This window comes from Devosia sp. 2618 (assembly GCF_040546815.1).
Lineage (GTDB): Bacteria > Pseudomonadota > Alphaproteobacteria > Rhizobiales > Devosiaceae > Devosia.
In genome coordinates, this window is record NZ_JBEPOO010000001.1 from 615,472 (window position 1) to 642,077 (window position 26,606).

Sequence of the window (26,606 nt, forward strand, 5' to 3'; positions counted from 1 at the left end):
ACGACCTCGTGGTTCGACAGGCTCACCATGAGGTCTACTGCTTAAGCCGCGAAGTAGCTCTGCAGCGAGCGGACCTGGAGGCTGCCCTTTTTGAGGGCGACGATGCCTTCCACGGCGGCGAGGGCGCCGTCGATGGTCGTGTAGTAGGGGATCTTGGCCAAGAGAGCCGTGCGACGGATGTCGCGGCTGTCCGAAATCGACTTCATGCCGTCGGTGGTGTTAATCACCAGCTGCACGCCGCCATTTTTCATCGAGTCAACGATATGCGGACGGCCTTCGAGCACCTTGTTGATCTTGGTCGATGGAATGTTGTTGTCGACCAGATAACGCTGCGTGCCGCCCGTCGCGAGGATTTCAAAGCCGGCTTCGACGAGATGGCGCGCCATGTCGACGATATACTGCTTGTCTTCGTCACGCACCGAGATGAAGGCCCGGCCCGAGGTCGGAACCTTCTGGCCCGCGCCCATCTGCGACTTGGCAAAGGCCATGGCGAAATCGGTGTCGAGGCCGATGACTTCGCCGGTCGACTTCATTTCGGGGCCCAGCACGGTGTCAACGCCGGGGAAGCGGTTGAACGGGAACACGGCTTCCTTGACGGCGATGTGCTTGAACGTCTTTTCCACCAGACCAAAGCTGGCCAGGCTCTCGCCGGCCATGATGCGGCTGGCGATCTTGGCGATGGGCTCGCCGATCACCTTGGCCACGAAGGGCACGGTACGCGAGGCGCGTGGATTGACTTCGAGCAGGTAGATGACGCCGTCCTTGAGCGCATACTGCACGTTCATCAGGCCACCGACCTTGAGGGCGAAAGCCAGCTCGGCCGTCTGGCGCTTGAGTTCGGCGATGATCTCGGGCGACAGGTTCTGTGGTGGCAGCGAGCAGGCCGAGTCACCGGAGTGAATACCGGCCTCTTCGATATGCTCCATGATGCCGGCAACGAACACGTCCTTCCCATCGCATAGCGCATCGACGTCGATTTCGGTGGCGCCCGACAGGTAGCCGTCAAACAGCAGCGGGTTGTCGCTGAGGACCGAATTGATCTGGCCGGTCTTGTCGTTGGGGTAACGCTGCAAAATGTCTGGCGGCACGAGGCCGGTCAGGGTGTCCTGCACATAGCGTTCAAATTCGTTGGCCGAGTGGGCAATCGCCATGGCGCGGCCACCCAGCACGTAGCTTGGGCGGATCACCAGCGGATAGCCGAGGCGTTCGGCAACGAGACGCGCCTGCTCCAGCGAATAGGCAATGCCATTCTTGGGCTGGGTCAGCTCAAGCTTGTTGAGCAGCTTGCTGAACAAGTCGCGGTCTTCGGCCAGGTCGATGGCGTCTGGCTGGGTGCCCAGGATTGGCACGCCGGCCTTGAGCACGGCTTCGGCAAGGTTCAGCGGCGTCTGGCCGCCGAACTGCACGATCACGCCATGCAGCGTTCCGTTTTCCTTTTCGCGCAGCAGGATTTCGATGACGTCTTCTTCGGTCAGCGGCTCGAAATAGAGGCGGTCCGAGGTGTCATAGTCGGTCGAAACGGTTTCCGGGTTGCAGTTGACCATGATGGTCTCGTAACCCGCGTCAGCCAGCGCGAAAGCGGCATGGCAGCAGCAATAGTCGAACTCGATGCCCTGACCGATCCGGTTGGGGCCTCCACCGAGAATGACGACCTTCTTGCGGTCGGACGGGCGAGATTCGTCGGCCACGGCGCCATTGAACGGCACTTCATAGGTCGAATACATATAGGCGGTTGGCGAGGCGAACTCGGCCGCGGAGGTGTCGATGCGCTTATAGGCTGGCCGCACTTCGAGCGAGTGACGGAGCTTGCGCACATCGGTCGCCTTCACATTGGCGAGCTGGGCCAAACGGGCGTCGGAGAAGCCCATGGCCTTGAGCGACCGCAGATTGGCCGCATCCTGTGGAAGGCCGAACTGTTTGACCTTGTTTTCGGTGTCGACGATGCCCTGCATCTGCTCGAGGAACCAAGGGTCGATCTTGCAGGCCTCGTGAATGTCTTCAAGGCTCATGCCGAGACGCATGGCTTCGGCAACATGGAGCAGGCGGTCAGGGGTGGGGGTGCCAAGCGCCGCCTTGATGGCGTTCTTGTCTTCGCCTTCGCCGAGACCGGGAATGCCGATTTCGTTTAGACCGGTCAGGCCGGTTTCAAGCGAGCGGAGCGCCTTCTGCAGCGATTCCTGGAAGGTACGGCCGATCGCCATGGCTTCGCCGACCGACTTCATCGAGGTGGTCAGGCGGTTGTCGGCGCCGGGGAATTTTTCGAACGCAAAGCGTGGAATCTTGACCACGACATAGTCGATGGTGGGTTCAAACGACGCCGGGGTCATGCCGCCGGTGATGTCATTGTCCAATTCGTCGAGCGTGTAACCGACGGCAAGGCGCGCCGCGACCTTGGCAATCGGGAAGCCGGTGGCCTTCGATGCCAGTGCGGACGAGCGCGACACGCGTGGGTTCATTTCGATGACGACCATGCGGCCATCGGCAGGGTTGATGCCGAACTGCACGTTCGAGCCACCGGTTTCGACACCGATCTCGCGCAGCACCGCCAGCGAGGCGTCGCGCATGATCTGGTATTCCTTGTCGGTCAGCGTCAGGGCTGGCGCGACAGTGATCGAGTCGCCGGTGTGGACGCCCATCGGGTCGATATTTTCGATCGAGCAGATGATGATGCAGTTGTCCTTCTTGTCGCGGACAACTTCCATTTCGTACTCTTTCCAGCCGAGCACGCTTTCCTCGACCAGAACTTCATTGGTCGGGCTGGCATCGACGCCGCTCTCGACAATGGCGAGATATTCTTCGCGGTTGTAAGCGATGCCGCCGCCGGTGCCGCCAAGCGTGAACGACGGGCGGATGATGGCGGGCAGGCCGATTACCTCAAGCGCCTGCAGCGCTTCGATGGTGTTGTGAGCCAGCATGGAGCGCGGGGTTTCGAGCCCGATCTTCTTCATGGCATCGCGGAACAGTTCGCGATCTTCAGCCTTGTCGATGGCTTCGGCGGTCGCGCCGATCATTTCGACATTGTACTTTTCGAGAATGCCCATCTTGCGCAGCGACAGCGCGCAGTTGAGAGCCGTCTGGCCGCCCATGGTGGGCAGCAGGGCGTCGGGGCGTTCCTTTTCGATGATCTTGGCGACGACCTCTGGAGTGATGGGCTCCATATAGGTCGCGTCGGCCAGATCGGGATCGGTCATGATCGTCGCTGGATTGGAGTTCACCAGAATGATCCGGTAGCCCTCTTCCTTAAGCGCCTTGCACGCCTGGGTGCCCGAATAGTCAAATTCGCAGGCCTGGCCGATGATGATCGGACCCGCACCGATGATGAGGATCGATTTGATGTCGGTACGTTTTGGCATAGGGCTCGCTCAACTTGTCTATCGTTGGTCGGGCGAGAGGAAAGAATCGCCCGGACAGCACCTGTCTCGCGGCAAACCGCACGGCAACTGAGCGCTGCAGCGCGGGGTCATGTTCAGACATGGTGGTTAGGTGGGCTGTCTAGCGGAGAAGATGGGGAAAGCCAACCCCATACGCACGCATCTGGTGATGCTTAAACAGCTTAGGCGCTTTTAAGCCTAGGCGGCATGGGCCCAAAGCTGACACGCCAAACCTTCCAGCACCTGATCGATGCTGTATGGCTTTTGTACGAAGACGGCGCCGGGCGGCAATTGTGCCGGGGTCGGGCGGACACCGCCCGAGACGATCACGATGGGCAGGCCTGGCTTTTGCTGGGCAAAGCGCCAGGCCAAGTCGAGGCCGTTCATGGTGCCGGGCATTTCGATATCGGTGATCAGCGCGTCGATCTGGGCGGTTGGCAGGTGCTGCGCAGCGGTATCGGCGGTCGCGACGGGCAGGGCCGCGATGCCGTGATCTTCGAGATTGTCCACCAGGTCGAGCAAAAGCATCGCCTGATCTTCAACAACAAGAACCCTAGAAATCCCGGACACGGTCAAACCTCACGTCTATCACGACAGATAGAAGTACCGCAGAAGGGTTAAAGTTGCTGCATGGCAGGGTTGGCCCGGAGTCATAGTTAGAATTTGGTTCAAACTGGCGCTATTTGGAGCGCCACAGGCCCACGCGCAGGCCGCCATGCAGCACGGTTGGTTCGACCAGTTCGAGGCCCAGTCCGGTCGCCTTGGCCAGTTCCTTGTCTGTGGTGATGATGCCGACGCGCCAGCCGGGGAATTTGGCTTTGAGCACATTGCCCAGCGAGCGATAGAGCCCCAATAGCGGCGCCTTGCTGCCGATGCGGTTGCCATAGGGCGGGTTGATGATGATGATGCCGGGCGGCGCATCGAGCGGCTCCAGCGTTTCAACGCTATTCTGCTCGAACTCCACCAGATCGGCCACGCCAGCGCGAATGGCGTTTTCCTGGCTCATGCGGATGGCGCCGGCGTCACGATCCGAGCCGTAGAAGCGGGCGGTGGTGGTGCGCGGCTCTGTCGGTGCGCGGAGCTTTTCCCAGACCTTGGCGTCAAAACCACGCAACTGCTCGAACGCAAACTGGCGCTCGCGGCCGGGCTTGAGGCCGAGGGCAATCTCGGCCGCCTCGATGACGAACGTGCCCGAGCCGCACATCGGGTCGAACACCGTCTGGGTGCCGTCGAACCCGCATTGGCGCAAAAACATCGCGGCCATGGTCTCGCGCATCGGCGCCTTGTTGACGGCTTCCTTGAAGCCCCGCTTGTGCAGCGACTCGCCCGTCGTATCGACGCTGACGGTCACCATGTCGTCCTCGATGCGCACCATCACGCGCAGCTCGGCTTCGTCGCTGATCGGCGCGCCGAGTTCTTCGGCTATGGCATTGGCGGCGCGCTGGCTGGCGGCCCCGGCATGATAGATGCGCGACCGCTTGCAGCTGGCTTCGACCTTGACCGGCACATCCGGCCGCAGGAAGCTCGCCCACTCCACCTTGCGCGCCCGCTTGTCGAGTTGGGCCAGATGCATGGCACGAAAGCTTGCCATCCGCGCCAGCACACGGGTGGCGCCGCGCAGTTCGAGATTGGCCTTCCACACATCGGGCCAGCCGCCTTCAAAGGCCACGCCGCCGTCGACGACCTTGGCTTGCGCAAAGCCGACAGCGCGGGCCTCCTCGCAAAGCGGGGCTTCAAGCCCCGGCGTGGCGACGAGGTAGATTTCAAATGGGGCTGGCTCGGTCATGGCGCAGCACTAGCTTGCGCGGGGCGGCGGAGCAATGGCTGGCGGGAAACCAAGACGATGCTGTAGCGTTTCCTTCAGACGGAGAATTGCCATGTGCCGCAACATCAAGCCGCTGTTCAACTTTGAGCCACCCGCCTCGCGCAACGAAATGCATGATGCGGCGCTGCAGTTCGTGCGCAAGATTTCCGGCTACAACACGCCCTCAAAGGCCAATGAAGCGGCGTTTCACGAGGCGGTTGAAGACGTCGAAAAGATCGTGCGGAAGCTCTTGGCTTCGCTCGATACCAGCGCGCCGCCCAAGGATCGCGAGATCGAGGCGGCCAAGCACAAGGAGCGCTCCAAACTCCGCTTTGGCACCGCCTGACCTATTCCTCGGGCTCGGTGGTAAACAGCAGCGGAAATCCGTGCTGGTGGGCATAATCGGTCGCGCGGGTCGCCTTTTCGTCGGCTATTTCCTTGGTGAACACGGCAACGACGCAGGCGCCCTTGGTGTGCGCGGTCATCATGATGACATTGGCCTGCGCCTCGGGCACGCGGAACTCGTCCTTGAGCAGCCGCACGACGAATTCGCGCGGGGTAAAATCGTCGTTGACGAGGATCACCTTGTGCAGCGGCGGGCGTGCAGTTTTGAGCACGGTGGCCGTGCGGGGTTTTGTATTGGTGTCAGCCATTGGTCGCCTCCAGGGCGAAAGGGCAGGCGCATTGAACAAGCGGGCACTGCCTGATGCTCAGGGAAGCAAAATCGACCCCGCCGGGTCAAGTGACAATCTGGTGCTAGCGGCGCGGGCTGATCAGTTTGGCAAGGCCCAGCACGAAAATCGCAACGATGGCCGGGGCAATGGCGAGGAACGATCCCGCTGCCAAAAGTGCCCCCGTGCCCGCCCACATGATCGAGGCAAAGGCCTCGCTGAGCGTGGCGGCGCGCGAGGCGACCTGACGGCGGCGGAACATCGAGCGCTTGGCGACGACACGGAACCACAGCTGGATTGCGGTGGCCGAACCGGCTGACAGCGCAGCACAGAGCAGGGTGATCAGCGCCATATAGGGGTCGGTAAAGGCCATCAGCAACAGCAGGGGCGCCAGTACTGCCGCGATGACGATCAGCACAGCCTCGATCTTGGCGATCAACACTGTGCGCGGCGAAACCGGCGCGGTCACCACCAGATCATGGGCGTCTTCGCCGGAAATCGCGAGCCAGGCGAGACCGCCCGCCAGTTGCCCAGCCGCCATCACCAGCACGGGCACGACCACGACAAACGCCCCGGCATGATCGCCAAAGTTCATCCAGAGCAGCAAAGCAGGCGGCAGCAGATAAAGGATCTGCATCAGCGTTTGCGACAGCAGCCACGGATCGCGCTGCAGCAGCCTCCATTCCTTGATGCGCAACACGTGGCGCTGCGAACCCGATCGGAACGGGCGGGTCGAGGGACGCCGCTGGCTGCGAACATGGTTGAGCCCGGCAGCCGAAATGGCGTGGTGGCCATAGCTCGAGGCAGTGACGGCAATGGTGACGCCAAGCGCGCCAAGGCCGATGACCAGCAGCGCCAACGATTCCCCGAGGTCACCCATCACGGCGCGGGCCGGTATCCAGACCCAGCTTTCAACGCCCGGCGCGGCAGCGATGAAATCGGCCGACTGGAACAGCGAAAAGCGGGACATGTTGCCATAATAAAGGATCGCGGCGGCCTGAATGCCGATGACAAACCCGGCGCCAACCAGCGCCGCGACGATCTGGGCGATCAGCCGCGTCTGCTTGGGGCCGACAAAGCGGAACAGGGTGATGGTGATGGCCACGGCAATGGCAGTCGAGAGCGAACCCAGGGCGATCACCACGCCATAGGCGGCCAGCCATTTCGGGCCATCGAGAATGGCCAGCATATTGATCAGCGGGCTCGCCAGCAGGCCGGTCAGCAGCACGGTGGACAGCGCCACCGAAGCGGTGCGTACGGCAAATAACCGGCTGGATGAGGCGGGCGATGACAGGATCAGATCAAGGTCCGAGCGGGCGTAATAGACCCGCGTCACCGATTCGAGCGCCTGCGACAGCATCACCGTCCAGAACAACAATCCCATGCCGCTCAGCAGTACCAGCGTCGCCTTGTCCGGCACGACACCGCTGGCAACCCAGGGCGATACGAGGCCGAAAGCCATCAGGTGCAGCAGCGCGATGACGCAGAGCATGAAGATGGCGAGCCCGACGCCCTTGGCGCGGCGGCCGCCGGTCATCATGGACACCCATTCGCGCCAGGCCAGATTGAGTTCGTGGCGGGCGAACCAGGTCAGCGAGGCTGGGGTGCTCATGCCGCTTCCGTGCCCTGTGCGACGAGGTCGAGGAAAATGTCTTCAAGGCTCGACTCGCGCCCGATGCGGCTGCGCAACTCGGCCAGCGTGCCTTCGGCGATCAGGCGACCACCGGTGATGACGCCGATGCGCTCGGCCATGCGTTCGGCGACTTCGAGAATATGGGTGGTCATGATGACGGTCACGCCATCGCGGACCTTGCCGAGCAACACGTCCTTGACCTGCCGCGCCGAGCCCGCATCAAGCCCGGTCAGTGGCTCATCGAGAATGATCAGTTTGGGGTCATGCACCAGCGCCCCGGCCAGAGCCACCTTTTGCAGCATGCCCTTGGAAAAGCCGCCGCACAGCTCGTTGGCGTGTGGGCGCAGGCCCAGCCAGTCGATCAGCTCATTGGCCTGTGTTTCAGCGCGGCGCGCGTCGATCTGCCAGAGACCGGCGACAAATTCGAGATATTCGAGCGGCGTCAGCCGGTCATAGACCATGGGTTCGTCCGAGACCCAGGCCACGATGCGCTTGGCCGCGATGGGGTCGCGCCGCGCATCGATGCCGAAAATGGAAATCTCGCCCGCATCGGGCTGCAACAGCCCGGCAACCATGCGCAAGATTGTGGTTTTGCCCGCGCCATTGGGGCCCAGCAGGGCGTAAAACTCGCCTGCCCTGATCGTCAGATCCAGATCATTGACCACCGGACGGTCAAAACGCTTGCTCAGATTGGAAATGGCGAGGGCAGGGACGGTCATGCAGACGCTCCGGCAAATGGTCGTCGCACCCTACTGTAGCGGCCTTTCCCAGCGGTGAATCTGCAGCGTTAAGATTTTGGTATGACGCCATTTTTGCAGGTCGGCCCTGCATAAAGTGTGATTGCGGGCGAAGCGCTAACATTTTAGCTTATCGGGATACTTTCAATCTCGGGATTGTTGTCCCAACGCTGCGGCCGCCAATGTTCTGGCAGGAGCCGCGCGTGCGCCTTGGAGCCATCCATGACAGCCGCCAGTTTTCCTGTCCTCGGTCTGGGTGACCGAAACACCAAGCTCGCCGTTTTGGCGATGGCGATTGGCTCGTTTGGCATTGGCACCGGCGAGTTCGCCATCATGGGTCTGTTGCCCAATCTGGCCGCCGATATGGTCATTTCTGAGCCAGAAGCGGGCCATGTGATCAGCGCCTATGCGCTGGGCGTGGTCGTCGGCGCGCCGCTGTTTGCCGTGCTGTTTGCCAAGGCCCCGCGCAAGCCTTTGATGCTGTGGCTGATGGCCCTGTTCGCGCTGGGCAATTTCGGCAGCGCCGTTGCCCCTGACTACTTGTCGCTGATCGGCCTGCGCTTCCTCGCCGGCCTGCCGCATGGCGCCTATTTCGGCATTGCTGCGCTGATCGCCGCCTCGATGGTTGATGTCGGCTACCGCGCCCGCGCTGTTGGCCGGGTGATGCTGGGCCTTACCCTTGCCACCCTGATCGGCATGCCGCTGGCCACCTGGCTCGGCCAATATATGGGCTGGCGGCCGACTTTTGCCGGCGTTGGCCTGATCGGCGTTCTGGCGCTGCTGATGATCGTCCGTTTCGTGCCACAGATCCAGATTGCCGAGGGCGCGAGCCCGCTGCGCGAACTGGGTGCCCTCAAGCGCCCGCAGGTCTGGCTGACGTTGGGCATCGCGGCTGTGGGCTGCGGCGGCATGTTCTCGGTCTTCACCTATGTCGTGCCGCTGCTGACCGAAGTCGCGCAGGTGCCGATGGTCTGGGTGCCCCTGATCCTGGCGCTGTTTGGCGTCGGCATGACGCTGGGCAATATTCTGGGCGCAGCCATGGCCGACAAGGCGCTGATGCCGACCATTGGCGGCATGCTGGTGTTTAACGTCATCAGCCTTGCGGTCATTCCATGGACGGCGCAGTTCTGGCTGTCGGCCTCGATCAGCGTGCTGCTGGTTGGCTTCACCGTCGCCATCGGCACGGCTTTGCAGACCCGGCTGATGGATGTGGCGGAGGACGGCCAGACGCTGGCCGCGACGCTCAATCACGCCGCGTTCAATATCGGCAATGCGCTGGGTGCTTTGTTTGGTGGTTTGTCGATCGCGGCCGGTTTCGGCTGGGCGTCGACGGGTCCGGTGGGCGCTGTTCTGGCGCTTGGCGGCCTGATACTGTTCATCATCTCGGTGCTGCTCGACAAGCGCTGGCAGCCACTCGATATCGCTCCGCAGCCTGCGGAATAGAAAAGAGGCGGGCGCCGCAACGCCCGCCTTTTTTGCTTTAGGCGACAGTCAGCTTGACGTCGACATTGCCGCGTGTGGCGTTCGAGTAGGGGCAGACTTCGTGGGCCTTGTGCACCAGATCTTCGGCCTGCGCCTTTTCGAAGCCGGGCAGGTTCACCTTGAGCTCGACGGCGATATTGAAGCCCTTGGCGCCTTCATTGGCGTTTTCGCCGAATGAGACGGATGCGTCGATGCTGGCATCGTCTGGAATCTTGACCTTTTCGCCGCGGGCGACGGCCTTCAGCGCGCCCAGGAAGCAGGCCGAGTAACCGGCTGCGAACAGCTGCTCTGGATTGGTGCCTGCGCCGCCATTGCCGCCCATTTCCTTTGGCGTATCGAGCGTTACCGACAGGCGACCGTCATCGGTCGCGCTGGTGCCGGTGCGGCCGCCAGTGGTGTGGGCGTGAGCGGTATAAACTGCTGCTTTGATCGACATGGTAAGCTCCTTGGTTACGCAGGTTCGAGCGATTTAGTAGCGCGCAATTCAATTGCGCACAATTGAAAAATGAATCATAATCGGTTCAACGATTTTTCCCGGAGGCTCGCGGTGAGCAAGGCTGATCCTCTCAAGCTCGATTCCATGCTGTGCTTTGCCGTCTATGCGGCGGGGCATGCCTTTACGCGCTTTTACAAGCCGCGCCTCGACGCGCTGGGCCTGACCTATCCGCAATACCTAGCGTTTCTCGTGCTCTGGGAAGCGGACGGTCTTACGGTTAAGGCGCTGGGCGAGAAATTGTTCCTCGATTCCGGCACGATTACGCCCCTGATCAAACGCCTCGAAGCCCGCAGCCTGGTCCGCCGCCAGCGCGATGAGCAGGATGAACGGCTGGTGCGGATCTTTCTGACCGAGGAAGGTCAGGCCATGCGCGCCAAAGCGCTCGCCGTGCCCCTGGCTGTCGGGTCCGCCCTCGGCGTCGGCATGGATGAAGCAGCCGTCCTCCGCGAAAGCCTGCACCAGCTGCGCGAACGGCTGGATGCCAGCTCAGCGCTTTAGCGCAGCCCCACCGCATCAACCAGCCCCGAGCTACACCCGCTATTGACCGGATCAGCCGCCAGGATCAGCGCGTCGAAATCATCGGGGCTGCGAATATCCCCGGTAATGCCGATGCTCAGTTCCGTGATGATGATGCGGTTGCCGTCCGGCGCGCAGTCCATGCTGACGCGGTCGCCAGCGCCCCTGCCAAAACTGTCGTCAAACGCCTGCCGCACCTGACGCAGGGTGATCTTGCGACCGATATTGGAGGCGAACAGTTCTGCCACCCGCGAGTCGTTGAGCGCGGTCATCAGCAACATGGCGTCGGTATAATACGTTTCGGGCGAGGCGCTGTAGCAGGTGCCATGCTTGGTCCATTCGTGGCGGTCCAGCCCAGACAGGCTGCCAGGCATCACCATATCGACTTCGGCGCGCAATTCGCGGCTGAGGCCGAGATCAGGCAGGTCGAACCAGTTGCCGCCTTCGCTGGCCATGCGTTCACGCGCCGTCACGCCGCAGAACTGGTTGTTGCGCGGCTGCGGCCACAGGCCATGCAGGGTAAAATTGGTGGCTTCAAAGTCGTCGGCCTGCTGGTTGCGGCACTCGCGCTTGCGCGGGCTGAGTTCGCAAAAGGCCGGCTGCCAGTTGACTGCCAGAATATACTGCGTGCCGCGATAGGCCGGGGCAGGGGCGGGCTGTTTGGTGGGCGTGACCACCGCGCTGCCAGCGGTGTCGCGCCCGCAATCGACCGCCACCCAGCGCTGATCCGGGCTGGCGCCGGGAATGACCAGCTGGAAATGGGTCGGCTCGGCCTTGTTAGCCGCAATCAGCCGATAGCTCTCGCCCGGTTTGAGCGTCACATTGCCCGGATTGGTCTGGCGGTTGATCGACTGGAAGGCCGGGCACGCCTTGTCGGCAACAAAGCTGCTCGACATCGGCACCTGCGCGCTGGCGGGAACCGCCAAGAATGCCAGAACGAGCAAAGCCAGAAGGTGCCGCATGCCAGTCTCCCTACAAACAATAAGGGAGCCATAGCGGCCCCCTTATCAAATTGGAATGTCTCAGAGGTCAGAGCGTGATGCGATAGAGCCCAAAACCGTCCGCGTCGGTATCGCCGGTGGTTTCGATCTTGATGGCGGTCACATCGGCGACGTGCGCGGCGGCCTTTGGCCCGGTGGCGAACAGCACGGTGGTGTCGCCAATCGGGGCGAGCGACCAATTGCTGTCGGCCGTCGGGTTGATGGTGCCGTTTTCAACGATATAGCGCACGATGATGTCGCGGTTGGTGTCGGGGCCGATAAAGACAATGTGGTCCGCCCCGGTGCCGGGGAACGAGCCGCCGCCGCCAGCGCGATAGTTGTTGGAGGCGATGACAAACTTGGCCGCCGGATCGATCGGTGCGCCGTCATAGGCGAGATCGACGATGCGGTTGGCGTCGGGATTGGTCACTTCCTTGCCGTCGCTCGAAAACTTCGAGGGCTGGGTCAGGTCGATCTTGTAGGTCACCCCGTCGATGATGTCGAAATTGTAGGACGGGAAATCCAGATTGATCAGCGCGGCGTCGGTTGCGCCCTTTTCGATCTGGTTGAAAATGCCCGCCGAGCGTTCCAGCCAATCCTTGACCTCGGCTCCTGTTACCACCAGCGCCTGAATGGTGTTGGGATAGAGATAGAGATCGGCGACGTTCTTGATCGCCACAGGGCCGACCGGCACGTCGGTATAGTAGTCTGGACCGCCGCGGCCGCCGGACTTGAAGGGCGCTGCCGCCGACAGGATCGGCAGGGCTTCCCATTCGGTGCCCTTCATCATCTGCTCGATATACCAGGTCTGGGCCTGGCTCACGATCTGCACCGATGGGTCATCGGCGACGAGCGCAAAGTAGGAATAAAGCGGCGCCGAGGTTTCCCCGACCGGGCGGCGGATATAGTCGAGCGTTGCCTCGTGGTCGGCTTCGGCAGCGGCGGTGACTTCGGCGTCGCTCTCGACCAGTGCCGAGACCTTGCCATCGACGCGTTCCGAGATGGGGCGGGCTTCGGATGTGTGCGAAACAACGCTCCATTTGCCGTCCGCGTCCTGTTCCAGCAGCAGGTCGATCAGGCCCATATGGCTGCCCCAGAACCCTGCCATCACGGCAGGCTTGCCGGCCAGCGTGCCCGCGTCGATATCGGCGCCGGCGACGTCCTTATAGTCGGGGCCGGGGAAAACCAGATGCTGGTGGCCGGTGACGATCACGTCGATGCCGTCAACGCCCGCCAGCTGCAGCGAGGCGTTTTCGGCGCCCGTCGTCTGGTCGGCAGCAATGCCGGAATGGGAGAGGGCCAAAATGATATCAGCGCCCTCTTTGCGCATCTTGGGCACATAGGCATTGGCGGTTTCGACGATATCGCGGGTGTTGACCTTGCCGGTCAGGTGCGCGGCGTCCCAGGTCATGATCTGGGGCGGCAGGAAGCCGATAATGCCGATCTTGATGGTGCGGCTGGTGCCGGAACCGTCGGTCAGTTCCTTTTCGACGATCAGATAAGGCTGGATATAGGTCTCGTCGCTCAGCGGATCGGCGGCGAGATCGCCCTTGACCAGATTGGCCGAAACGAAGGGGAATTGCGCGCCATCGAGCGCCTTGTCGAGATAGTCGAGCCCGTAGTTGAACTCGTGATTGCCCAGCGTTGCCGCTTCATAGCCTAGCGTGTTCATCGCCGCGATAATGGGGTGAACGTTGCCATCGAGGCCCTTTTCATAGGCGATGTAGTCGCCCATCGGATTGCCCTGGATGATGTCGCCATTGTCGACCAGCATGGCATTGCCCGCTTCGGCGCGGATCGATTCAATGATCGAGGCGGTGCGGGCCAGCCCCATCGTGTCGTTTGGCGCGTCGGCATAGTAATCATAGGGGAAGACGGCGACGTGCAGATCCGTCGTTTCAATGATGCGCAGATGCGCCTGATTGGACTGCGCCAATGCAGCAAAGGGGTGCATGGCGGCCATGGCTCCAACACTCGCCGAACCGGCGAGAAAAGTCCGTCGAGAAATCTTGGGCAGAAAATTCATTGTCGTCTCCCAGAGGTGTTCATATCGCTGAACATTGGCTCGGGGGCGCCGCGCTCCCGGGCAGTGGGCCTCAATGGCCCCGCGAGGCGCTCAACCGAGCGCACATGCTCTTGCCGCCAGCAAATGACGCTGGGATGACGGCGGCGCGGTGAAGCTATGAACTTTTGACCGATCGGTCAAATTGGGGGCACGCCGGACGGGTCCCCTCTCCCCTGAGGGGAGAGGGTTAGGGTGAGGGGTTCAGCGGTGGTGCGAGCTCTCTGTGCCCAAGCCGACCATTGAACCCCTCACCCGGCGCTACGCGCCGACCTCTCCCCTCAGGGGCGAGGTGAAGAAAGAGCACCATCTCGCCCACGCACCGGCCAGATTCCTCCCCCTTTTCAGGGGGAGGCTAGGTGGGGGTATTCTTTCTTATGCCCCTCGCCAAAATCTGCTGCACAATCCCCCCCATCTCTCCGAGATACGAGCGGCGCTGCAGCGACCGGCGGTCGGAGGGACAGCCGGGGAAGGGGAGGTCGCGCTTCCTTTCGGGTTGAGCGGACGCGACAATCGGGCGGGGTGCTACGGCTATCCGCTGGGGTCCCGATCTCGCCTGCCGAGTAAAGTCCCGGCGCCCCGAGGCGGTCTGCGTCTCATTTTTCAAATTCTTAGAGGCGAAGCTCGCCTCGGGGCTCCGCTCGTTTTATGACAACCGCAGCACAGGCGGGGCTTTCGCATGTCTCGCGGAACCGATTGCATCGGTATGGCTTGTTGGTAGTCTGGGGCTAATCGGAGAATTGCATAGATGAAGTGGCGCGGGCGCGAGCAAAGCTCGAATATCGATGATCGGCGTGGCCAGAGCGGCGGGTCTCGCGGCGGTTTTGGCGGTAGTCCATTTGGGCGCGGCGGCGGTGGTATTCGTCTGCCCACCGGTGGCGGCGGTGGCTCGCGCGGCGGCATTGGTGGCCTGATCGGTATCGTCGTGGTGCTGGGCATCATCTGGGTTGCGACGGGCCAGAACCCGCTCGATATCCTGACCAATGGCGGCACGACCTCGACGCAGACCTCCAGCTCGTCGTCCAGCCAGGTGCCGACGACCGGCGATCAGGCCGATCTGCGCAGCTTTGTCGGCGTTGTGGTCAAGGAAACCGAAGACCTCTGGACCGAGGTGTTCGCCCAGCAGAACCAGGATTATCCCGAGCCAAAGGTCGTGCTGTTCACCAATGCGGTCAACACCGCCTGCGGCGCCGCAGATGCGAGCACTGGGCCATTCTACTGCCCCGGCGACCGCCAGGTTTACATCGACCTCAGCTTTTACGACCAGCTGCGCGACGAATTCGGCGCGCCCGGCGATTTCGCGCAGGCCTATGTGCTGGCCCACGAAATCGGCCACCACGTACAAAACATCACCGGCGTGCTGCCCGAGTTCAATCGCCGTCGCCAGTCGATGAGCACGGAACAGGCCAATGCCTATTCGGTGCGCGTCGAGCTACAGGCCGATTGCTATGCGGGTGTGTGGGCCAATTATGCCGGTCAGGAAGATCTGCTCGACAACGGCGATATCGAAGAAGCGCTGAACGCGGCCGAACAGATCGGCGACGATACGCTGCAAAAGCGCATGCAGGGCTTTGCCGTGCCAAAGACCTTCAATCACGGCACGTCCGCCCAGCGCAAAACCTGGTTCGAACGTGGCTACGCCAACGGCAACCCCGGCGACTGCGACACGTTCTCGGGCAATGTTTGAGTTTTCTCACCTCTCCCCACAAGCACAGTGCTGCCCTCGGACTTGATCCGAGGGCCTCTGTCAGGCTTGCGCATTTGGAGAGTGGTCCTCGGATCAAGTCCGAGGACAGCGTAGCGGGTGGGAACTATCCCAGAACCAATCAGGCCGCAGTCGGTGCGACGTATTCCGGCTTCTGCTCAAGGCCCTTCTGGGCGCGGACGTGGTTCATGAACCGCGTGAACAGGTAGTGGCTGTCGCGTGGGCCGGGGCTGGCTTCGGGGTGGTACTGCACCGAGAAGATCGGCTTGCCGTCAACGCTGAGGCCGGCATTGGAATTGTCGAACAGCGAGATGTGGGTCTCGGTGACGCCGGCAGGCAGGCTGGCCTTGTCCACGGCAAAGCCGTGGTTCATCGAGGTGATTTCCACCTTGCCGGTGGTCAGGTCCTTGACCGGATGGTTGGCGCCGTGATGGCCCTGATGCATCTTGGACGTGGTGCCGCCCAGCGCCAGGCCGAGCAACTGGTGACCAAGGCAGATGCCGAACACGGGCTTGCCGGTGTTCATCAGCTTCTGGATGGTCGGCACGGCATATTTGCCGGTCGCGGCTGGATCGCCGGGGCCGTTGGAGAGGAAAATGCCGTCCGGATTGTGCGACAGCACATCTTCAGCGGTCGCCGTTGCCGGAACCACGGTCACCTTGGCGCCCTGATCGGCGAGGCACCGCAGGATGTTGCGCTTGGCGCCGTAGTCGATTGCGACGATGTGGAATTCTGGCTTGTCGAGCGTGCCGTAGCCTTCGTTCCACACCCAGCCGGTCTGGTCCCAGTGGTAGGTCTGGGCAGTGGTGACTTCCTTGGCGAGGTCGAGACCCTCAAGGCCGGGGAAGGCATTGAGTTCGGCCTTGATCGAGGCTTCGTCGAACTGGCCGGTTGGCTCATGGGCGACGACGCCGTTGGGCATGCCGTTCTCGCGGATCAGCGCGGTCAGGGCGCGGGTGTCAACGCCGGCAATGCCGACAATGTTGCGCTTCTTGAGCCAGGCGTCGAGCTTCTCGATCGAGCGATAGTTCGATGGGTTGGTGATGTCGGCCTTGAGCACGACGCCGCGCACGCCAGACAGAGCGGCCATGTTGACCGTCTCGATGTCTTCGTCATTGGCGCCGACATTGCCGATATGGGGGAAGGTGAAGGTGATGATCTGGCCCGCATAGGAGGGGTCGGTCAGCACTTCCTGGTAGCCGGTCATGGCGGTGTTGAAGCACACTTCGCCAGCGGCATGACCCACTGCGCCGATACCGCGGCCTTCCAGGCGCGTACCGTCTGCCAGAATCAGAACTGCGGTCGCGGGGGATTGCTGCCAGCCGGTCACGGTGGGCCTCCAAAGTTGGTTTCAGGTGCTCGCGCGGTCAGACCGGCAAAGTCTTGCAACTTTTCCTCGGGCTTCTCGCTGCGATGTCGATTGAGGCCTCTCCTTAGAAGCCTGAGCGTGGCAGCGCAAGTGGCGCGAGCCGCTTATTGCGCCTATATGGGGCCAAGAAAACGCATAGCAAGAGGACAAAACCCATGCGCGAACAGTTTAGCGAAGAGCTCAAAACGGCTCTCAAAGCCCGCGATCAGCGGCGTACTGCGACGCTGCGTGCCATTACCGCGGCCGTCAAAGACAAGGATATCGCGATCCGTCAGGAGAATCGCGGGCCAGCGACCAATGAGGAAATCCTCGCCATCGTGCAGAAGATGGTCAAGCAGCGCGAAGAGAGCTTTGCCATCTATGCGCAGGCCGGTCGCGCCGACCTCGCCACGGTGGAAAAGGAAGAAATCGACATCCTCAACGAGTTCCTGCCCAAGGGATTGTCGGACGAAGAAGTCGATGCCGCGATTGCTGCCGCCATCGTTTCGAGCGGTGCCGAAGGCCCCAAGGACATGGGCAAGGTCATTGCCCAGCTCAAGATCGACTACCCGGGCCGGATCGATTTCGGCAAGGCAAGCGGCAAGGTGCGCGCGGCGCTGGCCGGTTGATCAGGCGATAAGACGCATGGGGGTAGCGGCAACGCGATTGCGGCCGCTGCCCTTGGCCTTGTAGAGGCCATCATCGGCGCGATTGAGCACCGATGAGAACGACTCACCAGCGCCGCTGGTGGCGACGCCCACGCTGACGGTGGCCAGAATGATCTGCGATGCGGTGACGGCCGGGGATGCCTCAAGATCGGCGCGTACGCTTTCGGCGACCGATTTGGCATAGTCGATATTGGCCGCTGGCAGGATGGCGCAGAACTCCTCGCCGCCGATACGGGCAACGATATCCTCAGGGCGCAGATTCTGCAGTAGGATCAGGGCGAAATGACGGATCACAGCGTCACCGCCGGCGTGGCCCTGACGGTCGTTGATCTGCTTAAAGTGATCGATATCAAACATCAGCACGGCAATACCCGAAGATAACTCGTTGCCATCGAAGCGATCGAACAAGGCGCGGCGGTTCAGCAGGCCGGTCATGGAATCGGTCAGGGCTTCATCGCGGTGGCGACGGGTAGCGCGCGATTGGCCCATCGTAATGGAGAGGGCGCCTAGACAGGTGACGCCGATAATGGCCATGATGGAATTGACCTGCTCGGCCCAGTTGCTGGGTGGCTCGGTCAAAACGAGGTGCCCCTCGATCAATAGGACAATGCAGCAGGCGAAAAAGGACAGGCTGGTAAGCACGAAAATGGCAGAGCCGAGAATAAGCGGCAGCGGCGCTTCTTTACGCCCCAGCCAGTACTCGCGGCCCGACAGCAGCATGAAGATGCCGCACCACAGGTTCAGCGTCATCGTGCCGATGCCGGAATAGCCAAAGATCAGCGGAATGGCGACGCTGGCCACTGACGCTGTGCCAAGGCCCAAAGACCAGCCAGTCGAAATTATGCCGGTGCGGAACTGGCAGGTGCCGACGTAAATCAGCGCCATGCCGGCGACCAGCATGCTGAATGTGGAGAGTTGAACGATTGTATCGTAGCGGTCGCCCAGCATGCCGAAGGCAGCCAGATAGACGATGACGAGGGCCATGCCGGCGGCCCAGCTGCGCAGATAGCTATCCTGACGCGCGTTTAGCCAGCTGATGAACAGCGTAAGCATCATCGCGGCCGTGGCGAATGCCAGAGCAAAAACCAAGGATGCGTTGTCGATCATTGCCCAGCCCGCTTCATCCCGCTTTTGCCAGTAGTTTGCAGCAAAACTCGAAAAGAAAAGTTTCCTAGCGGTAATGAGACCCTGAAAGGTGACTAAACGGTTAGTTTTGGCGCTTGTACCACGCGCTATTGTGCAGGACGCGGCAGCGGCGCGGGCGAGCGCAGCTCCTGCCAATAGGACCAGATCGCGACGAAAACCGCGATAATCAGCGCGGCGGTGCCGATGAGGGGCAGTTCGCGGTAGCCGAAGCCGTTCTCAAGCAGGTTGGCGCCCAACACAGCGCCGATGGCGATGCCGACGTTAAAGCCTGTGGGTATCAAAGCCGAGGCCAGATTGGGCGCATCGCCCGCCCATGCCAGCACACGTGATTGTACCGGAGAACCGAAAGCGAAGTTCACGCCGCCCCAGAAGACGACAACCACGGCCATAATCATGGGGTATGGGCTGGCCAGATAGAGGAGGGCGAAGGCGACGGCCTGCGTCGTCAGAATGACGATCAGCGACGGCATCAGCTTCCAGTCGGCGAGGCGGCCGCCGATGAAGACACCGATGGTGGAGCCGACGCCGTAGAGCAGCAGCACCCACGGCACGATATTGGTATCGAGCAGGGTCACTTCACGCAGCAGGGGGGCGATATAGGTAAAGAGGCTGTACTGCCCGATCATCACCAGAATGACGATGATCAGGGAGGTCACGATCTGCTGGCGGCCGAGCGCCTTGAATTCGCGCAGGAAGCTGCCGCCCGTGCTGGATTGCCCCGTCTTGGCCGGCAGAAACAAAGCGATTGCGAGCGTCGCGACCAGACCCAATGCGCCGACGGCCCAGAAGGTGGCGCGCCAGCCAAAGGCATTGCCGATAGCAGTGCCGCCGGGAACGCCCAGAATATTGGAGACGGTAAGGCCGGAAAGGATCAGCGCTACAGCAAAGCCGCGCTTGTCGGCGGGAACGAGGTTGACCGCAACGATAGCCGCAATGCCGAAATAGGTGCCGTGCACCACCGACACTAGCACACGGGCCCACATCAACAGCTCAAAGCTTGGTGCCAGTGCGCACAGTGCCTGTCCGAAGGTAAAGACGCCGCCCAGCAGCAGGATCAGCGTCTTGCGCGTCAGCTTCTTGGTCGCCACCGCCAAAAGGGGACCACCAATCGCGATGCCGATGGCATAGCCCGTGATCAGGTAACCCGCGACGGGGATGGTCACGCCGAGGCCGTCAGCGACCTCGGGCAGCACGCCGGCAATGACAAATTCAGCTGTGCCAAAAGCAAAGGCAGCAAGGAACAAAGCGAGCAGGGGGAGCGACATGAAACAAACCGCAGACGCGGGCCTCGATTAAAGCGGTCTCAAACCACGTGCCCGGCTCGACCGCAACCAACAAAATAACCAGCCGATATAGATAAACTGAACCCAAGTTGCCGCTTGGCAGTTTCGTCGCCTGCGCTAATGTATCCGAATAGACCGGCGGGTCTTGCCGCCCTGGAGAGTGAACATGACTGTATCTGCTGAGACGAAGCAACGCGTTGCGCTGGCCACGGCGTTGCGTGGGGTGCTGATGCTGCTGGCCGGGATCTACGCGATCATCTGGCCGGCCGAGGCGCTCACCGTTCTGGTGCTGGCCGGTGGCATCCTGCTGATCGTCGACGGTGCACTGGGCCTGTGGAGTCTGACCTTTGGCGGCGGCAAGAGCGGCAATTACTGGTTCGACGTTGTCTCCAACGCGCTGTCGCTGATTCTGGGCATTCTAATCCTGATCAGCCCGTTACTCGCGACCATCTTCACCGTCGCCTTCATGGCCAGCCTTGTCGGTATCGCGGCGCTGGTTGTCGGTGTGATGCAAATCGTGGTGATCACTCGCGAGCGTGAGCACTATGCCCGAATCTGGCCGGTGGTGCTGTCGGGCGTCTCCTACATCCTGCTCGGTCTCGTCTTCCTGTTCTTCCCACTGCTCAGCGCCACCATCGCCGTAATCATGGGCGGCGTGCTGCTGGTGTTCTTCTCGTTCGGCCTGTTCGGCTGGGCCTGGCGTCTCTATCAGCGCAGCAAGGTCGCTTAAGCGGCTGCGGCGCGTTCAGCCAGGGTCTCGCGTTCCAGCTCGGCGTTGATCGTGGCGCCGAGCACGACAATCAGCGCAGAGTTGTACATCCAGAGCAGCAGCACGATGGCAGTGGCCAGCGAGCCGAAGGTGGCTTCGAAATTGCCCAAGCTCTCGACGTAAAACGAAAAGATGGCGCAGGTGGCGAGCCAGAGCAGGCTTGCCACCATGGCGCCGGGCCAGATCCAACGGGCGCGCTTGGCCTTGCGGTCTGGCGCGAAGCGATAAAAGGCGGCGATGCCGAGCACGCCAAGGATCAGCAGCAGCGGCCAGCGCAGCAGCAGGATCGGGACCTGGCTGGCGCCCAGCCAGGGTAGGCTGGCAAAATAGGCTGGGATCAAAGCCACCAGGGTCAGCACCACGATCATGCCGAGGCCCGCAACCAGCGTCGTGACGATGGATACGCCGACAGCGGCGACAATGCCGCGTTTCTCCGGCTCGGCACGGGTCTGGGAGGTGGCGAAGATCAGCGCCGCCACGCCGCGCGATCCGCTCCAGACCGCGATGACAAAGGACAACAGCAGACCAAAACCCAGCCCGGCGCGGGGCTGGTTGATCAGAGCCGACATCTGCCCGGCCAACAATTCAAGCGCCGGCTGTGGGATCAGGCCTTCAAGGCGGTCGACGATATCGGCGAGAAACCCCGCATTGGCGAACAGGCCAAACAGCAGCACGATGGTCGCGACGGCCGGGAACAGCGACAGAAAGCCAAAATAAGCGACCCCGGCGCAGCGCATGGACGTATCCATCCGGGCCATCGCCTTGGTGGTGCGCCAGACGACACGCCGCCAACGCCGACGAAGGCTTCGTGGCGATGACTGGGTGAGGGGCGGCGCTAAAGTATCGGTCATGTTGGTCAACGTCGCTGACGCGGTCGAGTTGCCGCTAGTGATAGATCACGTTGATTCCCGCCACGCTGTCGTCCTTGCGATAGACGGTACCCTCTGCTGGCGCCTGCAATTCGATATTGCCGAAGCCGTCCCAGCGCGGGTCAAGGTCCGCAGCGACGCCGACCGAGAAAAAGCTCGTGGCATCGTCTGGCAGCTCGTCGCGGGCCGGAACGAGGGCGGCCTGGGTGTTGGCGCCGGTGGTTGCGCCGCAATCGCGGGAAAAGACTACAAGGTCGAACTTATCATCGAGCGAGGTCAGTCGGCTATGCTGTTCTGTGACACAAGGCGGGATCAGGCTGCCGAGATACCAGAGGCCGCCGCCGATCAGCAGGGCGGGGACGGCGGTGAACAGGACAAACAGGCGGAGTGAAAATCTGGCTCTGTTTGTCACCGGTAAAAACCCCGCTGTGGAAAAACTGGCGGCTCGTGACTCGGACGCCGATAGTGCATACTTAGCATCTCATGCGCTTTTCAGATCAGTTTCTCGACGAGATCCGTCAACGCCTGCCGATAACGCAGGTGGTGGGCGAGCACGTGCTTTGGGACAAGCGCAAGAGCCAGCCTGCCAAGGGCGACATGTGGGCCTGCTGCCCGTTTCACGGCGAGAAGAGCCCGAGCTTTCACGCCGATGACCGGCGCGGCATCTATCACTGCTTTGGCTGTGGTGTGTCCGGCGATCACTTCCGGTTTTTGACAGAAAAGGCAGGGATGAGCTTTCCCGAGGCCGTCGAAAAACTGGCCGGCATGGCTGGGGTGCCGATGCCGGCACGCGACGAGCGGCAGGAAAAGCGCGAGGCCGAACGCAAGAGCCTGATCGACGTCATGGAACTGGCGACGAAGTATTTCGAGGCAGCCCTGCAGCACAATATCGGGGCGCGGGCGCGCGGCTATCTGCTCGAGCGCGGCGTGTCCTCGCAGAGCCAGACGCGATTCCGCATCGGCTTTGCTCCCGATAGCCGCAATGGGCTCAAGGAGCATCTGGCGCAAAACGGCGTGTCGGCGCAGGACATGATCGACACAGGTCTGGTCGCGAGCCGCGAAGGGGATGCGCTGACCTATGATCGGTTCCGCAACCGCGTGATGTTCCCGATCACCGATTTCCGTGGCCGGGTCATCGCCTTTGGCGGCCGGGCTATGTCTGCAGACGTGCCGGCGAAATATCTCAACTCGCCCGAGACTGAACTCTTTCACAAACGGCAGACGCTCTATAATGGCCAGACCGCCCGGCAGGCTGCGCGCGATGGCAGCACTGTCGTCGTGGTGGAAGGCTATCTCGACGTGATCGCTGCGGTCAGCGCTGGCTTTGAGGGTACGGTTGCGCCGCTGGGCACGGCACTGACCGAGGAACATCTGCAGCTGCTGTGGCGCATGTCGCCGGACCCGGTGCTATGCTTTGACGGCGACAAGGCCGGGATCAAGGCGGCTGAGCGGACAGCGGACATCGTAATGCCGCACCTCAAGCCCGGCTTTACGGTGCGGATCGCGACCCTGCCCGAGGGGCAGGACCCTGACGATCTGATCAAGGCGCAGGGCAGGGGCGCCTTTGCCGATGTCATCGACCGGGCGCGCAGTTTGTCGGATGTGATCTGGAGCATGGAAACCGGCGGATTGGTGCCGGAAACGCCGGAAGCGCGTGCGGCTTTGCAGGCGCGGCTCCGCGAGCGGGCCAATTCGATCCAGGATAGCTCGGTGCGATTCCACTATTCGCAGGCGTTCGACGAAAAGCTGCGGGCATTCCTTGCGCCCGTGCGACAGAATCGCTTCGAGCCACGCGGCGGACAGCCGCGCTATGGCCAGAGCGGGGCCTATGGCTATCCCTCTCGGGGCACTCCACGTCTCGTCGTTTCCGACACGTTGCGCAATTCGCGGCTGTTGAAGCCGGGCACGATGGCGGACGCTACCCCGCGTGAGGCGACGATCATCACCAGCTTGGTGAATCACCCGGCGCTGGTTGACGACAAGTTCGAGTTGTTGGCCGCTCTGGACTTTGAAACGCCAGCGGCGCAAAAAGTGATGAGCGAAATTTTGAGCCTTGTCGTGCGCCATCACGACATCTCTGCCAATGACCTCAAATCGGCTCTGGGCATCCGCGGACACGGGCCTGCGCTGGAGCGGATGAGTGATTTGCTCAACCGTCAGGGCGTCTGGCAGATCGGCGCCGAGATCGCCCTTGTTGATGCCGAGACCGGATTGAGTCACGCGCTGGCCTTGCATAACAAGAAAGTTCAGCTAAATAAGGAACTCAAGGCAGCCGAAGCGGCGCTGGGCGAAGACCCGAGCGAAGAAACCTTTGAAAGGCTGCGGGACATCAAGAACCAGATTACCACTGTCGATGGCACCGAGGCATTGATCGAAGGATTTGGTTCGTTATCTGGACGCGCGACTCGCAGTTTTTAGGGATTTTTCCCTAAGGTCTGTGCGTACGCGCGATTTTGCGTATGACGATATGCGAAACTTTCCAGCCGACGAACCGATAGCAGCTTCAGGCGTTAACACCTGAGTTACCGTTCCTTTACCTTGCTTTGAGGTGTCACCACTTAAAGCCTTATTCGGGCCCGGGCGCACGGGAACCGACGGAGTACCAGATGGCCACCAAGGCAGCTGCAAAGACCAATACCAAGGATAACGAGAAGCCGGAAGCCGGCGCCCCCGAGGCGACGAACGATAGCCCGCTTCTCGATATCAACGATGCCGCCGTAAAAAAGCTCATCAAAGTCGCCAAGAAGCGCGGCTATGTCACCTATGAAGAGCTGAATGCGGTTATGCCGTCGGACGAAGTTTCGTCCGAGCAGATCGAAGATTTCATGTCCATGTTCTCGGACATGGGCATCAATGTCGTCGACGAAGACGAGGTCGAAGAGACCGAAGTCGAGAAAGACGAAGAAGATCAGGGCCAGGAAGTAGCCACTTCCTCCTCGAGCACGGCTGTATCGACCACCTCCAATACCAAGGCCGGTTCAGACCGTACCGACGATCCGGTGCGCATGTACCTGCGCGAAATGGGCTCGGTCGAGCTACTCAGCCGCGAGGGCGAAATCGCCATCGCCAAGCGTATCGAGGCTGGTCGCGAGACCATGATCGAGGGCCTGTGCGAATCGCCATTGACGTTCCAGGCCATCATCATCTGGCGCGACCAGCTCGCGCAGGGTGAAATTCTGCTGCGCGACATTATCGATCTGGAAGCGACCTATGCTGGCCCCGATGCCAAGCAGGCAGCGCCGGACATGTCGCAGGCCTATCAGGCGCCTAAGGCTGAAGCCCCGTCCGAAAAGCCAAAGGCTGCACCGGCAAAGCGGGCATCGGGCGGCGAAGACGACGACTACGTACCCGAGGAGCCACAGGCTCCGCAGGACCCGGCGCCCGATGAGGACGACGACGAGTACGAAAACGCCCTGTCGCTATCGGCGATGGAAGCGGAACTGAAGCCACAGGTCGTTGAAACCTTTGACCGCATCGCCGAAGCCTATGGCAAGATGCGCGAAATTCAGGATCGTAACGCCGAAGACCTCGGCGCCGCCGTCAGCGATGCCGATCGCAGGAAGATTGAAAGTTTCCGCGTTGAAGTGATTGCCGACGTCAAGTCGCTCTCACTCAACAACGGGCGTATCGAAAATCTGGTCGAGCAGCTTTACGACATCAACAAGCGCCTGGTGAAACTCGAGGGTCGCCTGCTGCGGCTGGCCGAAAGCTATGGCGTAAAGCGCGAGAAGTTCCTCGAAAGCTATTACGGCCAGGAAGTGAACCCTGCCTGGGAAGCGGACTTTGGTTCGTTCGAAGGCAAGGGCTGGTCCGAGTTCGCCAAGCGCGAAGTCGACACCGTGCGTGAAATTCGCGGCGATGTCGCAACCCTGGCGACCGAAGCAGGCTTGCATATCGGTGAATATCGCCGGATCGTGCATAAGGTGCAAAAGGGTGAGCGCGAAGCGGCCATCGCCAAGAAGGAAATGGTGGAAGCCAACCTTCGCCTCGTGATCTCGATCGCCAAGAAGTACACCAATCGCGGCCTGCAGTTCCTCGATCTGATCCAGGAAGGCAATATCGGCTTGATGAAGGCCGTCGATAAGTTTGAATATCGTCGCGGCTACAAGTTCTCGACCTATGCCACCTGGTGGATTCGTCAGGCGATCACCCGTTCGATCGCCGATCAGGCCCGCACCATCCGTATTCCGGTGCATATGATCGAAACGATCAACAAGATCGTCCGCACGTCGCGCCAGATGCTGCACGAAATCGGTCGCGAGCCGACGCCGGAAGAACTGTCCGAAAAGCTGCAAATGCCTTTGGACAAGGTCCGCAAGGTGCTCAAGATCGCCAAGGAGCCGATCTCGCTCGAAACGCCGATCGGCGACGAGGAAGATTCCAACCTGGGCGACTTCATCCAGGACGTGAACGCGATCCAGCCGATCGATGCGGCTATCCAGAGCAATCTGCGCGAAACCACGACCCGTGTGCTGGCCTCGCTCACCCCGCGCGAAGAACGCGTGCTGCGCATGCGTTTCGGCATCGGCATGAACACCGATCATACGCTGGAAGAAGTCGGCCAGCAGTTCTCGGTGACGCGCGAGCGTATCCGTCAGATCGAGGCCAAGGCACTACGCAAGCTCAAGCATCCAAGCAGGAGCCGCAAGCTGCGGAGCTTCCTCGACAACTAAATGTTGGTAGGCCCTATCCCGCGCATGTCGAGGGGTAGGGCCGGCCACAGTGCCACGACCTCGTGGCGGCTCACCATGAGGTCTAGCGAATGGAACGGCTGAAAGTCACCACCATAAGGGCCATCGTCCCGTTCAAGCTGGCGGTGACATTCTCCGATGGATCGTCCGGCACCTTCAATGCGGCGCCGATGATAGGGGAACGTGGCGAGGGTACCGAGCCGTTGCGAGACCGGCGTTTCTTTGGCACGGTCGAATTGGCCAACGGCGTGCCGACCTGGCCAAACCACTTCGATCTCTCGCCGGGTTGGCTGCGCGAGGAAATGGAAAAACGCGGCGAACTGATATTGCCGCTGCCGGTGCGCAAGAGGCGCTGACCGCAAGCAAAGAGGAGAC

Annotated in this window: 23 protein-coding genes; 9 read left to right on the plus strand and 14 right to left on the minus strand. The window is 61.6% G+C overall.

Annotation, left to right across the window (positions count from 1 at the left end; translation table 11 throughout):
* Positions 1-41: 41 nt before the first annotated feature.
* The 3 genes from carB to ABIE28_RS02930 all read right to left on the minus strand — a co-directional run bounded on the left by carB (position 42) and on the right by ABIE28_RS02930 (position 5,157).
* Entirely contained in the window at positions 42-3,353 is a 3,312-nt protein-coding gene (gene carB, locus ABIE28_RS02920; protein WP_354059963.1) for a carbamoyl-phosphate synthase large subunit, read from the minus strand.
* A 216-nt stretch (positions 3,354-3,569) separates the two neighbouring features.
* The gene (locus ABIE28_RS02925; protein ID WP_354059965.1) at positions 3,570-3,941 is read right to left on the minus strand and encodes a response regulator; all 372 of its coding nucleotides are present in this window, start codon (positions 3,939-3,941) and stop codon (positions 3,570-3,572) included.
* A gap of 109 nt (positions 3,942-4,050) precedes the next feature.
* On the minus strand, positions 4,051-5,157 hold the full coding sequence (locus ABIE28_RS02930; protein ID WP_354059967.1) for a THUMP domain-containing class I SAM-dependent RNA methyltransferase: 1,107 nt from the start codon (positions 5,155-5,157) through the stop codon (positions 4,051-4,053).
* Between the two features lie 91 nt (positions 5,158-5,248).
* Here ABIE28_RS02930 and ABIE28_RS02935 point away from each other — a divergent pair, with 91 nt between their 5' ends.
* Positions 5,249-5,521, plus strand: coding sequence for a DUF2277 domain-containing protein (locus ABIE28_RS02935; RefSeq protein WP_354059969.1), 273 nt, complete (start codon positions 5,249-5,251; stop codon positions 5,519-5,521).
* Position 5,522: 1 nt separating this feature from the next.
* Here the strand turns inward: ABIE28_RS02935 and clpS are convergent, their stop codons facing one another.
* From clpS to ABIE28_RS02950, 3 genes are all read right to left on the minus strand, one after another.
* The gene (clpS, locus tag ABIE28_RS02940) at positions 5,523-5,828 is read right to left on the minus strand and encodes an ATP-dependent Clp protease adapter ClpS (protein ID WP_354059971.1); all 306 of its coding nucleotides are present in this window, start codon (positions 5,826-5,828) and stop codon (positions 5,523-5,525) included.
* A 103-nt stretch (positions 5,829-5,931) separates the two neighbouring features.
* Entirely contained in the window at positions 5,932-7,458 is a 1,527-nt protein-coding gene (locus ABIE28_RS02945; protein WP_354059973.1) for a permease, read from the minus strand.
* A complete protein-coding gene (locus tag ABIE28_RS02950; protein WP_354059974.1) occupies positions 7,455-8,198 on the minus strand; it encodes an ABC transporter ATP-binding protein in 744 nt (247 codons plus the stop codon). The genes ABIE28_RS02945 and ABIE28_RS02950 overlap by 4 nt, the downstream gene beginning before the upstream one ends.
* A 240-nt stretch (positions 8,199-8,438) precedes the next feature.
* Between ABIE28_RS02950 and ABIE28_RS02955 the strand changes: the two genes are divergently transcribed.
* Positions 8,439-9,659, plus strand: coding sequence for an MFS transporter (locus ABIE28_RS02955; RefSeq protein WP_354059976.1), 1,221 nt, complete (start codon positions 8,439-8,441; stop codon positions 9,657-9,659).
* Positions 9,660-9,696: 37 nt separating this feature from the next.
* Here the strand turns inward: ABIE28_RS02955 and ABIE28_RS02960 are convergent, their stop codons facing one another.
* Positions 9,697-10,134, minus strand: coding sequence for an organic hydroperoxide resistance protein (locus tag ABIE28_RS02960; RefSeq protein WP_354059978.1), 438 nt, complete (start codon positions 10,132-10,134; stop codon positions 9,697-9,699).
* 144 nt (positions 10,135-10,278) lie between these two features.
* Here ABIE28_RS02960 and ABIE28_RS02965 point away from each other — a divergent pair, with 144 nt between their 5' ends.
* Positions 10,279-10,692: a MarR family winged helix-turn-helix transcriptional regulator gene (locus tag ABIE28_RS02965; RefSeq protein WP_502913423.1), complete on the plus strand. Its 414-nt coding sequence runs from the start codon at positions 10,279-10,281 to the stop codon at positions 10,690-10,692.
* On the opposite strand, the gene ABIE28_RS02970 is transcribed toward ABIE28_RS02965, so the two are convergent.
* Complete coding sequence (locus ABIE28_RS02970; protein WP_354059981.1) at positions 10,689-11,672, minus strand: ribonuclease T2 family protein; 984 nt, start codon at positions 11,670-11,672, stop codon at positions 10,689-10,691. The two genes, ABIE28_RS02965 and ABIE28_RS02970, sit on opposite strands and share 4 nt — an antisense overlap.
* 67 nt (positions 11,673-11,739) lie before the next feature.
* Positions 11,740-13,716, minus strand: a complete 1,977-nt coding sequence (locus ABIE28_RS02975) for a bifunctional 2',3'-cyclic-nucleotide 2'-phosphodiesterase/3'-nucleotidase (RefSeq protein WP_354059983.1) — start codon at positions 13,714-13,716, stop codon at positions 11,740-11,742.
* 784 nt (positions 13,717-14,500) lie between these two features.
* On the opposite strand from ABIE28_RS02975, the gene ypfJ reads away from it, so the two are divergent.
* On the plus strand, positions 14,501-15,439 hold the full coding sequence (gene ypfJ, locus ABIE28_RS02980; protein WP_354059984.1) for a KPN_02809 family neutral zinc metallopeptidase: 939 nt from the start codon (positions 14,501-14,503) through the stop codon (positions 15,437-15,439).
* Between the two features lie 139 nt (positions 15,440-15,578).
* Here ypfJ and carA read toward each other — a convergent pair whose 3' ends face one another.
* Positions 15,579-16,787: a glutamine-hydrolyzing carbamoyl-phosphate synthase small subunit gene (gene carA / locus ABIE28_RS02985; protein ID WP_354059986.1), complete on the minus strand. Its 1,209-nt coding sequence runs from the start codon at positions 16,785-16,787 to the stop codon at positions 15,579-15,581.
* A 194-nt stretch (positions 16,788-16,981) separates the two neighbouring features.
* On the opposite strand from carA, the gene ABIE28_RS02990 reads away from it, so the two are divergent.
* Positions 16,982-17,434, plus strand: a complete 453-nt coding sequence (locus ABIE28_RS02990; RefSeq protein WP_354059988.1) for a GatB/YqeY domain-containing protein — start codon at positions 16,982-16,984, stop codon at positions 17,432-17,434.
* Here ABIE28_RS02990 and ABIE28_RS02995 read toward each other — a convergent pair whose 3' ends face one another.
* Complete coding sequence (locus ABIE28_RS02995; protein ID WP_354059990.1) at positions 17,435-18,580, minus strand: GGDEF domain-containing protein; 1,146 nt, start codon at positions 18,578-18,580, stop codon at positions 17,435-17,437.
* Positions 18,581-18,705: 125 nt separating this feature from the next.
* Positions 18,706-19,884, minus strand: a complete 1,179-nt coding sequence (locus ABIE28_RS03000; RefSeq protein ID WP_354059992.1) for an MFS transporter — start codon at positions 19,882-19,884, stop codon at positions 18,706-18,708.
* A gap of 184 nt (positions 19,885-20,068) precedes the next feature.
* Between ABIE28_RS03000 and ABIE28_RS03005 the strand changes: the two genes are divergently transcribed.
* Complete coding sequence (locus tag ABIE28_RS03005) at positions 20,069-20,632, plus strand: HdeD family acid-resistance protein (RefSeq protein WP_354059994.1); 564 nt, start codon at positions 20,069-20,071, stop codon at positions 20,630-20,632.
* Here the strand turns inward: ABIE28_RS03005 and ABIE28_RS03010 are convergent.
* Together ABIE28_RS03010 and ABIE28_RS03015 are read right to left on the minus strand one after the other, a co-directional pair.
* Complete coding sequence (locus tag ABIE28_RS03010) at positions 20,629-21,522, minus strand: YihY/virulence factor BrkB family protein (protein WP_354059996.1); 894 nt, start codon at positions 21,520-21,522, stop codon at positions 20,629-20,631. The two genes, ABIE28_RS03005 and ABIE28_RS03010, sit on opposite strands and share 4 nt — an antisense overlap.
* Positions 21,523-21,556: 34 nt before the next feature.
* Positions 21,557-21,952: a hypothetical protein gene (locus tag ABIE28_RS03015; protein WP_354059998.1), complete on the minus strand. Its 396-nt coding sequence runs from the start codon at positions 21,950-21,952 to the stop codon at positions 21,557-21,559.
* A 71-nt stretch (positions 21,953-22,023) separates the two neighbouring features.
* On the opposite strand from ABIE28_RS03015, the gene dnaG reads away from it, so the two are divergent.
* The 3 genes from dnaG (at position 22,024) to ABIE28_RS03030 (ending at position 26,587) form a co-directional block, all read left to right on the plus strand.
* On the plus strand, positions 22,024-23,958 hold the full coding sequence (gene dnaG, locus ABIE28_RS03020) for a DNA primase (protein WP_354060000.1): 1,935 nt from the start codon (positions 22,024-22,026) through the stop codon (positions 23,956-23,958).
* Between the two features lie 188 nt (positions 23,959-24,146).
* Positions 24,147-26,213 (plus strand): RNA polymerase sigma factor RpoD, encoded by a 2,067-nt coding sequence (gene rpoD, locus ABIE28_RS03025; RefSeq protein ID WP_354060002.1) that lies wholly within the window; start codon positions 24,147-24,149, stop codon positions 26,211-26,213.
* Between the two features lie 89 nt (positions 26,214-26,302).
* Positions 26,303-26,587 (plus strand): DUF2442 domain-containing protein, encoded by a 285-nt coding sequence (locus ABIE28_RS03030; RefSeq protein WP_354060004.1) that lies wholly within the window; start codon positions 26,303-26,305, stop codon positions 26,585-26,587.
* The last annotated feature ends 19 nt before the right edge of the window (positions 26,588-26,606 follow it).

Bases quoted from the DNA above. Each gene is read 5' to 3' on its own strand.
- ABIE28_RS02990 (WP_354059988.1), top strand. From the start codon at position 16,982: ATGCGCGAACAGTTTAGCGAAGAGCTCAAAACGGCTCTCAAAGCCCGC.
- ABIE28_RS03010 (WP_354059996.1), bottom strand. From the start codon at position 21,522: ATGACCGATACTTTAGCGCCGCCCCTCACCCAGTCATCGCCACGAAGC.
- ABIE28_RS03005 (WP_354059994.1), top strand. From the start codon at position 20,069: ATGACTGTATCTGCTGAGACGAAGCAACGCGTTGCGCTGGCCACGGCG.
- dnaG (WP_354060000.1), top strand. From the start codon at position 22,024: ATGCGCTTTTCAGATCAGTTTCTCGACGAGATCCGTCAACGCCTGCCG.
- ABIE28_RS02935 (WP_354059969.1), top strand. From the start codon at position 5,249: ATGTGCCGCAACATCAAGCCGCTGTTCAACTTTGAGCCACCCGCCTCG.
- ABIE28_RS02965 (WP_502913423.1), top strand. From the start codon at position 10,279: ATGCTGTGCTTTGCCGTCTATGCGGCGGGGCATGCCTTTACGCGCTTT.
- clpS (WP_354059971.1), bottom strand. From the start codon at position 5,828: ATGGCTGACACCAATACAAAACCCCGCACGGCCACCGTGCTCAAAACT.
- ABIE28_RS03030 (WP_354060004.1), top strand. From the start codon at position 26,303: ATGGAACGGCTGAAAGTCACCACCATAAGGGCCATCGTCCCGTTCAAG.
- ABIE28_RS02970 (WP_354059981.1), bottom strand. From the start codon at position 11,672: ATGCGGCACCTTCTGGCTTTGCTCGTTCTGGCATTCTTGGCGGTTCCC.
- ypfJ (WP_354059984.1), top strand. From the start codon at position 14,501: ATGAAGTGGCGCGGGCGCGAGCAAAGCTCGAATATCGATGATCGGCGT.
- ABIE28_RS02960 (WP_354059978.1), bottom strand. From the start codon at position 10,134: ATGTCGATCAAAGCAGCAGTTTATACCGCTCACGCCCACACCACTGGC.
- ABIE28_RS02975 (WP_354059983.1), bottom strand. From the start codon at position 13,716: ATGAATTTTCTGCCCAAGATTTCTCGACGGACTTTTCTCGCCGGTTCG.
- ABIE28_RS02995 (WP_354059990.1), bottom strand. From the start codon at position 18,580: ATGATCGACAACGCATCCTTGGTTTTTGCTCTGGCATTCGCCACGGCC.
- ABIE28_RS02945 (WP_354059973.1), bottom strand. From the start codon at position 7,458: ATGAGCACCCCAGCCTCGCTGACCTGGTTCGCCCGCCACGAACTCAAT.
- ABIE28_RS03000 (WP_354059992.1), bottom strand. From the start codon at position 19,884: ATGTCGCTCCCCCTGCTCGCTTTGTTCCTTGCTGCCTTTGCTTTTGGC.
- ABIE28_RS02950 (WP_354059974.1), bottom strand. From the start codon at position 8,198: ATGACCGTCCCTGCCCTCGCCATTTCCAATCTGAGCAAGCGTTTTGAC.
- rpoD (WP_354060002.1), top strand. From the start codon at position 24,147: ATGGCCACCAAGGCAGCTGCAAAGACCAATACCAAGGATAACGAGAAG.
- ABIE28_RS02930 (WP_354059967.1), bottom strand. From the start codon at position 5,157: ATGACCGAGCCAGCCCCATTTGAAATCTACCTCGTCGCCACGCCGGGG.
- ABIE28_RS02955 (WP_354059976.1), top strand. From the start codon at position 8,439: ATGACAGCCGCCAGTTTTCCTGTCCTCGGTCTGGGTGACCGAAACACC.
- carB (WP_354059963.1), bottom strand. From the start codon at position 3,353: ATGCCAAAACGTACCGACATCAAATCGATCCTCATCATCGGTGCGGGT.